The sequence below is a fragment of the unidentified bacterial endosymbiont genome (assembly GCF_918797525.1).
Taxonomy (GTDB): Bacteria; Pseudomonadota; Gammaproteobacteria; order Enterobacterales; family Enterobacteriaceae; genus Enterobacter.
Genome location: NZ_OU963893.1, coordinates 367,949 through 380,784, shown reverse-complemented (window position 1 = coordinate 380,784; position 12,836 = coordinate 367,949). Strand labels below are relative to the sequence as shown.

Here is a 12,836-nt window from a genome sequence, read left to right as displayed (position 1 = left end):
TTCCTCTTAGTACAACGGCGACGCCGGTAAAAAAAGCTCCGTCAGAATTAACGGTTTACCACTCAGGCGAAGGCGGGAACGACGCCCCCACAGTTCGGCATCGCGTCCAATTTCAATAAAATCACGGGTTAGCCGGGACGACGTAAAAAGATAGCGCCCCAGCGGCGTTTTTCCCAGTTGTTGCAGCGCCAGCTCCGGCCCGGACAGGGAGGATTCAGGCACGACTGTCCGCCCGGCAAGCCAGGGCTCGCCGTCAGCGCAGAGTAGAATTTCACGCAGCCAGTAACGTTCTTCTGGCGGCAACAGCGGCAGCTCGGCGGCAATATCAGCCGAAGAGACAAACCCTTCCTGAATTATCGTCACCGTAACCGTTTTGCCCTGTTGTTCAAAACGTTTCGTCATGGAATCTTCCAGCAGCAACCAGTCGAGTTGCGTCGGGTCAAGCGCGGGTATTTGCTCGAAATAGCGCAGCGCACGCAGTTGCGTTAACGCAGGGTGTGACATGCCAGAGTCTCCGATACATAACGTAATGGCATTGTATCGCAGAAAAGCGGATTCAGGGCGGCCAAACGATATTTAGCGATCACTATTGCAACAACAGCGCAACAATACGGATAACACAAAAAAAAGTGCGCCCCTTCAGGCGCACTAAAACGAACAAATCAGCACTGTGGGGAGACGGTCACCCCTTGCCTTTTACACTGCTGATAAAGGTGGAACGGGCAGTGGTTGAACCTAAACGCTCGGCTTCATCAAGCAGCTTCAGCGCTTTGTCGACATCGCCACTCTTCACTGCCTGCTTAATGGCATTATTGAAGTACGTTTCGGTGTCGTTGAGGACAGGCCCGGAAGGTTTCGCGGGAGCAGGGGCGGCGGCGGCCGGAGCAGCAACGGCTGCAGGGGCGGCATACGCTGGCGCTGCCGTGTTACCCACGGTAACCGGACCCGGACCGGACGAACCGAACAGCGGGCCAACGAGCACGCTGGAAGCGCTATTGGTAGAGACGTTGAGTTTGACCAGGCCATCCGTGGTGTGACGGGCAATGGGGTCAGGAATGTCCGGGACGGCGTTTCCGGTCCCCTTCGCATAGGCTTTCGCTGGGTCAAGCAGCTTAGTGGTCTGCTGTAAATCTTTCTCCGTGGTAAATACCAGCACATAGATTTTTTGCTGTCCCAGTGCGGGCGTCAGGCGCATAACGCCCTGCAGGCGATCGGCACTCATCACGCCCGGCTCCTGATAGCTAAAGTAGCTGCTCGGGAAGAAAGCCGATGGTGTCAGATTCTGGTCAAGAATGAGCACGTTAGGGGCAAATAAACTGGTTTGTTTGTTCACTTCGCTGGTGAGCGTCAGGGTCAGCTCACCGATGTTTGCCGGAACGCTGTAGGCAGCAACCGGGCCGGTAATACCGGAAACGTTTAACTGCTGACCGCCCGTAGAAAGCTGGGTTGACTGCGTTTTGGACTGGTCCACAGGCGTCCAGGTCAACTGCTGGAGCGCCGCAGCCGGAATGGCTGGCGCAGCGCTGGTATTTTGTGGCACGAAATTGACGTCTGCAAAGGTGAGCGCTGGCGCACAGGCCAGCAGCCCCGCAGAGAGGCACAGCGCGACGAGACTTTTCTTCATTTTCATTGTTATTACCTCTGATAGCATGAGCACTGCGGTGGCCAGGCAATAGCGCGCAGCGCCCTAAGGAGAGAGGGGCTTTCGCCCCTCTTTTTAGGTCATTACGTCAGGTCTAACCACTTACCACCAGATTTCCATCTGAGCACCGAAGGTCCACTCGTCAGAGTCGCCACGGCTGAAGGTTTTCGCTGAAGTATCGCTATACGCAACGCCAGAGGAGTAACCCGTGTCGTCATTGTTGGCATAGCCCCATTTCTCATCCCACTTCGCATAGGTTGCGAAGACACGGATAGCCGGACGAGACCAGATGCTGTCGCCTGCCTGCCATTGCTGGGCCAGCGTAATTTTGTACTGGCTGTTTTTCTCGTCAGTTTTCTGCGATTTAACGTTGTCGTAACCCACTTCCAGCAAGGTGCTCATGATTGGCGTCCATTTGTACATTGGGCGCACACCGACAGTCCACCACTCGGTACCGTTGTTGTTGTCACGATCGATGTTCTGGTACATACCGACATACATCAGGTCCCAACGCTCTGCCAGGGTGATCGCACCGTGGTCGAGAACACGCCACATGGAACCATCGTTATTGATGCTACCGCCTTGTGGAATACCTTTCCCGTTAGAGGTCATTGAGTCCGTTGCGTACTGCAGAACGAACTTGTTGAAGCCTTTCATCATGCTCTGGGTATGTTCAGCGGTGAACATCCAGCCATCTTTAGATGCGCCCGGCGCCAGAGAGTAGTCGTCTGGCAGATTAGTGTGACCGTAGTCAACACCCAGCTCCAGCGTACCGCCTGGGTTGATTTCCATACCGGCTAAGCGCACGTCGAAGACATCGTTCGGGACGATATTGTCGTAGACACGGTTGCCGTCTACATCACGGTCGGCGAAGGTGCCGGAACCGCCTGATTCAGAAGAACGGGTGGCAGCCAGAGAGAGCTTACCGAAGCCCAGGTCGATATTTTCCAGACCTGCGCCAGGACCAGAAATATCCCAGTAGTAGAAGTCGATCATGTGTACGTCATGACGCTGATAGAAACGCTTACCGGCCCACATGGTGGCGCCTGGCAGCCATTCAATCAGGTTTTTACCCTGCACGTTAGCTTCACGGAAGGCCGGGCTGGTTGCTTCCCAGTCGTTCTGCTGAGAAACAGAGTAGGCAACGTTGGTGTCGAAGTAGAAGCTCTTATCGCCCTCTTTCCACACTTCCTGACCCAGTTTCAGTTCAGCATAGGTTTCACATTCGTTACCCAGACGGTATTTACTTTGAGCACCCGTTGCCTGGAAACACTGTTGTTCACCGCCACTCCCGGTCCAGCCAATGCCGGAACGAGCATAACCTTTAAAGTCTACGGCGCCTGCCTGTGCAGACAGGATACCTGCCGCAATAGCGAGCGCCAGAGGAACTTTGCGCAGAGTAATCATTAATCTATCTCCTGAGATCATTGCTTTTCTTTGAACACTTCACCTGTCGGCTTCGCGTCTTCTTTTGGGATTGCTTAAACGCCTGGCTCTTTGTGCAACCGACGACATGCAGTGCCATCCTCACGGAACAAATGGCAACGCTCTGGCGGCAAACCGATAGCGAATGTGGCACCCTCTTCTACCAACACCACGTCGTTCTGGCGGTAGACCAGGTTCTGACGGATGGCGGGGATCTGGATATGAATCTGAGTTTCGTGACCAAGCTGTTCTACAACCTGAACAACACCCTCCAGCGTCACATCAGCGATATGGCTTGGCAGTAAATGCTCAGGACGAATACCGAGGGACATGTTGGCCCCCACCTGTACGTTGGCGCTATCGACCGGAAGCCAGACCTGCTGGCGGTTTGGCAGCTCCACCTGTACCTGCTCAATGGCTGTTGCGGTCACTTTGACGGGCAGGAAGTTCATCTTTGGCGAGCCAATAAAGCCCGCAACAAAGCGGTCTGCCGGGTAGTGATAAAGCTCCAGTGGTTTCCCCACCTGCGCCACACGACCGGCGTCCAGCACCACAATCTTATCGGCCAGGGTCATCGCTTCGACCTGATCGTGGGTGACGTAAATCATCGTGCGGCCAAGGCGTTTGTGCAGACGGGAAATTTCAATACGCATCTGGGCGCGCAGGGCGGCATCCAGGTTAGAAAGCGGTTCATCGAGCAGAAACACGCGCGGTTCTGCCACCAGCGTACGGCCGATTGCAACACGCTGACGCTGGCCGCCGGAGAGGGCTTTCGGTTTACGCTCTAGCAGGTGTCCTAGCTGCAACACCTCCGCGACCTGGGTGACGCGCGGGTTAATCACCTCTTTCTTCGCACCAGCCAGTTTCAGGCCAAAGGACATGTTCTCGGCAACGGACAGGTGGGGATAAAGCGCATAGGACTGGAACACCATACCTACGCCACGTTCGGCAGGCGGAATGTCGTTCATACGGGTATCACCAATAAACAAATCGCCGCTGGTGATGGTTTCAAGACCGGCAATCATACGCAGCAGAGTAGATTTACCACAGCCAGATGGGCCAACGAACACCACAAACTCACCTTCTGTGATGTCCAGATTGATCTCCTTCGACACCACTACGTCGCCCCAGGCCTTCGTTACATTACGCAGCTGTACGCTCGCCATGCCCTTCTCCCTTCGTTACAACCTGTCACTGACAGAAACATTCAAGATAAGTTCACTATCGGATATCCATTACTCTCGTGAATCCTCCACCCCTGTCTTTTTTATGGGGGAGGAGGCGGGAGGATGAGAGAGCAGGCCCTGCGACCGCAGCTGGCAGGCTGAGGCGAAATTCGTGATATCGCCTGCAAAATTCGGTGGGTGTTTATGTGCGCCAGCACTCATAACTTAAATTTATGCAACAGAGATCACACAAACAGGGGGTGGGGCGTAGGGCTCAGGAGGATGGAAAGAGGATGTCAAATAAGGAGACTGAGTCACATTGAACCACCTCAATGTATCCACGAGCACATCACCCATAAAGGATGGCAGATATGAAGATCAAGACTGGCGCACGCGTTTTCGCATTGTCCGCCCTGGCAGCAATGATGATTTCCGCACCGGCTCTCGCCAAAATTGAAGAAGGTAAGCTGGTTATCTGGATCAACGGCGACAAAGGCTATAACGGCCTGGCGGAAGTGGGTAAAAAATTCGAAAAAGACACCGGTATTAAAGTCACCGTTGAACATCCGGATAAGCTGGAAGAGAAATTCCCGCAGGTTGCAGCAACCGGTGACGGTCCGGACATTATCTTCTGGGCGCATGATCGTTTTGGTGGTTATGCACAATCAGGTCTGCTGGCTGAAGTTACCCCGGACAAAGCGTTCCAGGACAAGCTGGTCCCGTTCACCTGGGACGCCGTTCGCTACAACGGCAAACTTATCGCCTACCCTATCGCAGTGGAAGCGCTGTCGCTGATTTACAACAAAGACCTGGTGCCCAATCCGCCGAAAACCTGGGAAGAGATCCCGGCGCTGGATAAAGAGCTGAGGGCGAAAGGCAAATCAGCCCTGATGTTCAACCTGCAAGAACCGTACTTCACCTGGCCGTTGATTGCAGCCGACGGTGGTTACGCATTCAAGTTTGAAAACGGCAAATATGATGTGAAAAACGTGGGCGTGGACAACGCTGGCGCGAAAGCGGGTCTGACCTTCCTGGTTGACCTGATTAAAAACAAGCATATGAATGCCGATACCGATTACTCCATCGCAGAAGCGGCTTTCAACAAAGGCGACACTGCGATGACCATCAACGGTCCTTGGGCCTGGACCAACATCGACAAGAGCAAAATCAACTACGGCGTCACGCTGCTGCCCACCTTCAACGGCAAGCCGTCAAAACCGTTCGTTGGCGTACTGAGCGCAGGTATTAACGCCGCCAGCCCAAATAAAGAGCTGGCGAAAGAGTTCCTGGAAAACTACCTGCTGACCGATGAGGGTCTGGATGCCGTAAACAAAGACAAACCGCTGGGTGCGGTGGCGCTGAAATCCTTCCAGGATCAGCTGGCAAAAGACCCACGCATCGCGGCCACCATGGATAACGCCCAGAAGGGCGAAATCATGCCGAACATTCCACAGATGGCCGCGTTCTGGTACGCCACCCGCACGGCCGTCATCAACGCCGCCAGCGGTCGCCAGACTGTTGAAGCCGCGCTGAAGGATGCTCAGGGCCGTATAACCCGGTAATACCGCAGTTCCCTCTCCCCTAAGGGAGAGGGAAAACAGAATATGTTGTAGAGGAAGAACCCCATGGATGTCATTAAAAAGAAACGCTGGTGGCAAAGCGACGCGCTGAAATGGTCAGTGCTTGGTCTGCTGTGCCTGCTGGTGGGTTACCTTGTTGTTTTAATGTACGTACAAGGGGAGTACCTTTTTGCCATCATGACGCTGATTTTAAGCTCTGCTGGCCTGTATATTTTCGCCAACCGTAAAGCCTATGCCTGGCGCTATGTTTATCCGGGTGTGGCCGGGATGGGGCTGTTTGTTCTCTTCCCGTTGATCTGCACTATCGCCATCGCTTTCACTAACTACAGCAGCACCAACCAGCTGGCGCAAGAGCGGGCCACGCAGGTACTTATGGACAGATCTTATCAGGCGGGTAAAAGCTTTAACTTCGGCCTGTATCCCGCAGGCGATGAGTGGAAGTTAGCACTCACTGACACAGAAAGCGGTAAACACTTTATTTCCGACGCCTTCAAATTTGGCGGCGAGCAGAAGCTGATTTTAAACGAAACGGAAGCCCTGCCGGAAGATGAACGCGCCAACCTGCGTATCATCACCCAAAATCGACAGGCGCTGACTCGACTGACCGCCATGCTGCCCAATGAAAGCAAAGTGACCATGAGCTCACTGCGCCAGTTCTCTGGCACGCGACCGCTCTACGCCCTGGCAGATAACGGCACGCTGACCAACAACCAGAGCGGTGTGAAATACCGCCCGAACAACGACGTCGGCTTCTATCAGTCCGTCAATGCAGACGGTAGCTGGGGGGAGGACAAACTCAGCCCGGGCTATACCGTGACCATCGGCTGGGAGAACTTTACCCGCGTTTTCACCGACGAAGGCATCCAAAAACCCTTCTTCGCCATCTTCGTCTGGACGGTGGTCTTCTCCGTACTGACCGTCATTCTGACCGTAGCCGTAGGCATGGTGCTGGCCTGTCTCGTGCAGTGGGAATCTCTCAAAGGCAAAGCGATTTACCGCGTGCTGTTGATTCTGCCGTATGCCGTGCCGTCGTTTATTTCGATTCTTATTTTCAAGGGGCTGTTTAACCAGAGCTTCGGCGAAATCAATATGATGCTGAGCGCGCTGTTCGGCATCAAACCGGCCTGGTTCAGCGACCCGACCACGGCCCGCTCGATGGTTATCATCGTCAATACCTGGCTGGGCTACCCGTATATGATGATTCTGTGCATGGGGCTGCTGAAGGCCATTCCGGAAGATCTGTACGAAGCCTCAGCAATGGACGGCGCCGGCCCGTTCCAGAACTTCTTCAAAATTACCTTGCCGCTACTGATTAAGCCGCTGACGCCGCTGATGATTGCCAGTTTCGCCTTTAACTTTAACAACTTCGTGCTGATTCAGTTGTTAACCAACGGCGGCCCGGACCGTCTGGGTACCACCACGCCTGCAGGTTATACCGACCTGCTCGTAAGCTACACCTACCGTATCGCCTTTGAAGGGGGCGGCGGCCAGGACTTCGGTCTGGCGGCAGCGATTGCCACCCTGATCTTCCTGCTGGTAGGCGTCCTGGCGATTGTGAACCTGAAAGCCACACGCATGAAATTCGACTAAGGAGGGGACAGAATATGTCTATGGTCCAACCCAAATCTCAAAAACTGCGCCTCTTTGCCACGCACGTAGGCCTGCTGACGTTTATCGCAGCAATTATGTTCCCGCTGCTGATGGTAATCGCCATCTCACTGCGCCCGGGTAACTTTGCGACCGGAAGCCTGATCCCGGACGAAATCTCCTGGGAGCACTGGAAGTTAGCGCTGGGCTTCAGCGTTGAACATGCGGATGGCCGTATCACGCCGCCGCCGTTCCCGGTGCTGCTGTGGCTATGGAACTCGGTAAAAGTCGCGACCATCACCGCGATCGGGATCGTGGCCCTTTCCACCACCTGTGCTTACGCCTTTGCCCGTATGCGTTTCCCGGGCAAAGCCACGCTGCTAAAAGGGATGCTAATTTTTCAGATGTTCCCGGCGGTACTCTCCCTGGTCGCGTTATATGCCTTGTTTGACCGTCTGGGCCAGTATGTTCCGTTTATCGGCCTGAATACCCACGGCGGGGTGATCTTCGCCTATCTTGGCGGCATCGCTCTGCATGTGTGGACCATCAAAGGCTATTTCGAAACCATCGATGGCTCGCTGGAAGAAGCAGCGGCGTTGGATGGCGCAACACCCTGGCAGGCGTTCCGCCTGGTGCTACTGCCGCTGTCGGTACCTATCCTGGCGGTGGTGTTCATCCTGTCGTTTATCGCCGCCATCACCGAAGTGCCGGTCGCATCGCTGCTGCTGCGCGATGTGAGCAGCTACACCCTGGCGGTGGGTATGCAGCAATACCTCAATCCGCAAAATTACCTGTGGGGCGACTTTGCCGCAGCGGCCGTGCTTTCTGCCATCCCGATTACCGTTGTGTTCCTGCTGGCGCAGCGCTGGCTGGTTAACGGCCTGACGGCGGGCGGGGTAAAAGGTTAAGTTTCATCATGTTATGCCACTGCAACCCTCAACTTTAGACGTATCGTATTGAACTTACTTGTGACTGTTGTTTGGCGGCCTTCGGACCGCCTTTTTTTATGTCAGACACGGACAAAATCAGTTTCAAAGTTGAAGGTCTGCCAGAGATGGCGGGCGCAGGAGTATTCAAAAAGCTTGCCGTTATCAAGAAACGCCGTCTGTTCAACCTGAATTAACGTCACCGGCTCCGCCCGCTCCAGCCACGCCATCTCTTGTTCGCTGGCGATATGCCCGGTGACCTTCATATGGGCACTGTGCACGGTATAGCCGAGTTCATCCGTGATGTAGGCATAAATGGATTGCTGGACATGGCCCAGCGTAAGATGGGGAAACAGGGCGACGGGCATCCAGGTATACTCAACAATCGAGGGCGTGCTATCTATTACGCGCACCCGGTGGATCTCATGTACCAGTTTGCCTTCGGCAATTTGTATTTTTTGCGCAATATTCGCCGGCGCAGGGACGGCCGTATACCGCTGGACGCGCGTAGTCAGCGTTTTGCCTTGCCAGGCACAACGCTGCGCGGTGCCTATCAGATGTGAATTGCTGGCAGCCGAAACCTGGCGCTTAACAAACGAGCCCAGCCCGCGCTTGCGCAGCACCAGCCCCTCACGGACCAGCAGGTCCAGCGCTTTGGTGATGGTAAGCTCGCTGCAGTGAAATTCACCCGCCAGCTTCACCCCTTCAGGCAGTTTTTTATCCGGAGCATACAGGCCAGCCACGATGCGTCGCCGCACCTCATGGTAGATCGCCATATACTTAGGCATAACGCTCTCCGCAAGCGGCCCCTGTCGGGGCCGAATAATATTAACGCGACATCGATGCCGCCATACGCACCCAGGTGTGTCGTCGACCGCGAATGGCGATGGACAGGGCATTTAGCGCCTGAGGGTCGGCCATTCCCGCCACCCCCGCATCGCCAAAGTTGTGCATGTCGCTCCCGCATCGCTTACTGGCCAGGCCAATTTCGCGCACCGTATCACAATCCGCGCCTTCCTGACTACTGCTCAGCGTCGTGATGGCAAGACCGCCCCGGGTTTGTACCGCCTGTACAATTTGGCTAACCTTTTCCTGCGACGCGCCCCGGCATCCGCCCGGCGCAGGAAAGATCGCGCCATCCGCGCCCGCATCAATATAGCTGGCATACTCATCCGGTGCCGCCAGCCCAGAGATGTAAAATTTCGCCGCCAGGATCGGCTTATCGGTTTGCTCCCGGAGCTGCGCTATCGTCTGGCGCATCCGCCCGGCCGTGACGCCAGGTTTGTCGTATCCGGTGAGACAGAAAAAGTCCGCATGCCGCATCGCATTCAGATGGGCGGGTAAAAAGGCGCCAGGATGCGGGAGAGCTTCTGCAGGCAGAACCTCAAAATTGACGCCGGTTAAGCGACCGGTAAGAAATTTCACCTGACTGAAAGGATCGGCTCCAAATCGTTTATCTCCCCCGTTTAGGGCAGGCTGTTGAAAATTAATCCCTTTTAGCAACAGCAGGTCGGCACCGAATGCGCACAATAGCTCTGCATTTGTCACCTCTGCAAACAGCGGAGGCGCATTGACGGCAATCTCGGCCATGATCACCCGCCCTTCGCTGGCAATAATGGCTTCGCGCAGGCGCTCTCCCGTTACGCCCATCTGGAAATCGCTGGCCCGGCAGTTGAGGATCCGTTTCATCATGATATCTCCTGGTCGAGGGTGATGATGGCGGGAGAGGGCTGATGAAACGCCCTTTCGAGAATCGAGAGTGTGGTCAACGCTTCCCGTTCGCTGACGTAATTTGCCTTTCCGGCGATCAACGTCTCGTACAGGGCATCGTAAACCCGACCATAGTCACCCGGCACCGCCTGCATTTCCTCACGAACAGTGCGGCCGCTATCATCGATGTATTCCATCACCGCACGCTCATCATCTTCGCCAAAACCCGCCTCCATGGGCATAATGCCCGCCTTCAGGCTGGTTTCTTGCCTGTCGATACTGTAGCGAATAAACGAGCCACGGGTGCCGTGAACGGTGAATCGCGGGGCGGGGATTTTCACCAGATGGCTGGTTTTCACGATTGCGGTGGTGGTCGGGTAATAGAGGCGAACGTCAAAGGCATCGTCCGGATTGAGCGGGTTTCGCTGGCGTAGCAGGTGATACCCCACCTGCTGCGGACGACCGAGCAGGGCGATGATTTGATCCACTGTATGTATCCCGAGGCCGTACCATGCCCCGTCGAAATAGCTCCCGGGACGGGTATTTGCCTGCGGACGGAAATAGTCAAAATGGCTCTCAATTTCAACAATATCGCCAAGCTTGCCGCTGGCAATCGCCTGCTTCATAGTCAGAAAACAGCTGTCAAAGCGCCGGTTCTGGAACGGGGATACGGTTAACCCTTTTTTTCTCGCCAGCGCGAAGAGGATGTTAGCCTCTTCAGACGTCGCGGTAAAAGGCTTCTCCACCAGCACATGTTTCCCGTGCTCAAGGCATAAGCGGGCGTAATCAAAATGGCTATCGGGATGTGTGCAAATCACCACCAGTTGAATGGCGTTATCCTCAATGATATCGTTTAGTCGGGAGGTAAAATCAATATGTTGATATTGCGGCTGCGCTTCAACGTCATATTTACGTGCAATATCATAAATGCATTTAACGCGAAATTTATCCTTACGGCATAATACGTAGGGGAGATGATAGCGCGTCGCGCTTTTACCAAAACCAATGTAGGCACAGTTAATCATACAGTTTCCTTTTTAAACCAGGGCAGAGCGGCATTAATCACCGCCGGTCCATCGAGTTTGCTGAAATGCTGTGGATCCAGCGGCAGCACCGGACAGTGATGGTTAATATCCTGGAGGATAGTCTCCTGAAGATAAGCGATTTGCGGCCCGAGCAGGATGAGCTGGGCCTGTTGATATTCCTCAACCAGTTTTCCGGCATTAACGGCAAAGACAGTGAGCGTACAGTTTTGACTCTCACAGTATTTGCGCATTTTTGTTGCCATTAATGAGGTCGACATGCCTTCATTGCAGGCCAGAATAATTGTTTTGCCGTCCAGCAGATGAATATCTCCAGCCTCTTCTTGCCCGCCGACAATATCGCTCACTAATGTTTTTTTATTGCGCGTCATTAACGAACGTTCATACGCCGTTAAAAAGGGAAGATAGATCATGACCCCAAGCGCTAATAGCACTACCTGCAGGACCACATTACGGATATCGCCGCCCGAGCCGAGCCAACCTGAAATAAGCGGAGGCACTGACCAGGGCACGTAGGCAACAATTTTAGAAACCCACCCCCAGTCAGTGGCGAAATAAGCGATCGTAAAATTAATCTGCGGGTAGATGATAAACGGGATCATCATCAGCGGGTTGAAGAGCACCGGGAAACCAAAAATGACCGGCTCATTAATATTGAACACCCCGGGAGCAATTACCGTGCGGGAGAAATTGCGGTGGCTGGCCATTTTACTGCGCACAAATACGGCTAAAAGGAGTGCCAGGGTGCTCCCGGTCCCTCCCATATGTCCGTACAGATCGCGAAATGGCAAGACTATGATATGAGGTGGAACGTGTCCGCTGGAAAAGGCGGCCATATTCTCCTGCATAGCAACCAGCAAGGGGGGTTCAAGAATCGGGTTAATGATCCCGCCAGGATGGATACCCAGAGAAAAGAGAAAATTGGTCAGGGTTGTCAGCACCAGGAAACCAGGTAAGTTTGTGGTTAAATGCACCAGCGGCGCCTGGATGAGCTGCTGGATCAATGCCTGTAATTCAGTATGCAGCAATACCGTAATCGCAAACGCCGCAAGCGCGAACATACCAACCGTCAACATGATTGAAAACATCGACTGGAAAGATTGCACCACCATAGGGGGTACATCCTCTCCCAGCCGGATCTGTAATCGTCTATTTTTGGCAATCCACAAAAATACATTGGTGGCGAGTACTGCCGTAACGATTGCCAGGAATACGCCGCCAGCATTGGTATTGCTGTACGGGACAATTCCCGTTAGCTGAACCTGCTGACCGTCAGCCAGGGTTTGCACGGTCGCAACGGGCATGAGCACATAAAATACCGCCAGGGCGACCATCGCCGGAATAACCGGCGTGGAATGTTTTTTCTTACTTGCAATATGGTACGCAATTAATATCACCAGCATCAGCGACAATATATTCATGGTTCCGTTAAGAATACGCTCACCAATGTTTCGTAGATCAAGAAGAGATTCTGGCGATAAAACGCGGCTCAATATGCCTTTGGCATCCAAAAACACATAATTGAGCATGATGAATAGTCCGGCAAGGACGAGGAACGGGACGGTAATAATAAAACTGTCCCGCAAGCTGCGAAGGTGGATTTCTGACGCCAGCTTTTGCGAGACGTTAGTTATCCGCTCCAGTAATGAAGAGTGGCTCATGCAGATCACCTGTCGAAGAGATTTAGTATGTGGCTGTCAATTTCAGTGCGACTCGAACCTGAACTGCCACACATTTAAAACTATATAGTTTTAAAT

General features: G+C 54.0%; 11 protein-coding genes. 3 read left to right on the top strand and 8 right to left on the bottom strand.

The window, feature by feature from the left end; genetic code table 11:
- Positions 1-6: 6 nt before the first annotated feature.
- The 4 genes from ubiC to malK form a co-directional block, all read right to left on the bottom strand.
- On the bottom strand, positions 7-504 hold the full coding sequence (ubiC, locus tag NL510_RS01790; protein WP_253381106.1) for a chorismate lyase: 498 nt from the start codon (positions 502-504) through the stop codon (positions 7-9).
- 178 nt (positions 505-682) lie between these two features.
- Positions 683-1,630 carry a maltose operon protein MalM gene (malM, locus tag NL510_RS01785; protein WP_253381104.1) on the bottom strand — a complete coding sequence of 316 codons (948 nt, stop codon included), beginning with the start codon at positions 1,628-1,630 and terminating at the stop codon, positions 683-685.
- A gap of 114 nt (positions 1,631-1,744) precedes the next feature.
- The gene (locus NL510_RS01780; RefSeq protein WP_494546343.1) at positions 1,745-3,049 is read right to left on the bottom strand and encodes a maltoporin; all 1,305 of its coding nucleotides are present in this window, start codon (positions 3,047-3,049) and stop codon (positions 1,745-1,747) included.
- 74 nt (positions 3,050-3,123) lie between these two features.
- On the bottom strand, positions 3,124-4,233 hold the full coding sequence (malK, locus tag NL510_RS01775) for a maltose/maltodextrin ABC transporter ATP-binding protein MalK (protein WP_253381100.1): 1,110 nt from the start codon (positions 4,231-4,233) through the stop codon (positions 3,124-3,126).
- A 371-nt stretch (positions 4,234-4,604) separates the two neighbouring features.
- Between malK and malE the strand changes: the two genes are divergently transcribed.
- The 3 genes from malE to malG all read left to right on the top strand — a co-directional run bounded on the left by malE (position 4,605) and on the right by malG (position 8,308).
- A complete protein-coding gene (gene malE / locus NL510_RS01770) occupies positions 4,605-5,795 on the top strand; it encodes a maltose/maltodextrin ABC transporter substrate-binding protein MalE (RefSeq protein WP_253381098.1) in 1,191 nt (396 codons plus the stop codon).
- A 63-nt stretch (positions 5,796-5,858) separates the two neighbouring features.
- Positions 5,859-7,403, top strand: coding sequence for a maltose ABC transporter permease MalF (gene malF / locus NL510_RS01765; RefSeq protein WP_253381096.1), 1,545 nt, complete (start codon positions 5,859-5,861; stop codon positions 7,401-7,403).
- A gap of 14 nt (positions 7,404-7,417) precedes the next feature.
- Complete coding sequence (malG, locus tag NL510_RS01760; RefSeq protein WP_253381094.1) at positions 7,418-8,308, top strand: maltose ABC transporter permease MalG; 891 nt, start codon at positions 7,418-7,420, stop codon at positions 8,306-8,308.
- A 101-nt stretch (positions 8,309-8,409) separates the two neighbouring features.
- On the opposite strand, the gene NL510_RS01755 is transcribed toward malG, so the two are convergent.
- The 4 genes from NL510_RS01755 to NL510_RS01740 are packed head-to-tail and all read right to left on the bottom strand — an operon-like array spanning position 8,410 to position 12,740.
- On the bottom strand, positions 8,410-9,114 hold the full coding sequence (locus NL510_RS01755) for a GntR family transcriptional regulator (protein WP_253381092.1): 705 nt from the start codon (positions 9,112-9,114) through the stop codon (positions 8,410-8,412).
- A 40-nt stretch (positions 9,115-9,154) separates the two neighbouring features.
- Positions 9,155-10,018: a DUF7916 family protein gene (locus tag NL510_RS01750; RefSeq protein ID WP_253381090.1), complete on the bottom strand. Its 864-nt coding sequence runs from the start codon at positions 10,016-10,018 to the stop codon at positions 9,155-9,157.
- Complete coding sequence (locus NL510_RS01745; RefSeq protein WP_253381089.1) at positions 10,015-11,061, bottom strand: oxidoreductase; 1,047 nt, start codon at positions 11,059-11,061, stop codon at positions 10,015-10,017. Before NL510_RS01745 ends, NL510_RS01750 begins: the two co-directional genes overlap by 4 nt.
- On the bottom strand, positions 11,058-12,740 hold the full coding sequence (locus NL510_RS01740) for a PTS transporter subunit EIIC (protein WP_253381087.1): 1,683 nt from the start codon (positions 12,738-12,740) through the stop codon (positions 11,058-11,060). The genes NL510_RS01745 and NL510_RS01740 overlap by 4 nt, the downstream gene beginning before the upstream one ends.
- Positions 12,741-12,836 lie beyond the last annotated feature (96 nt).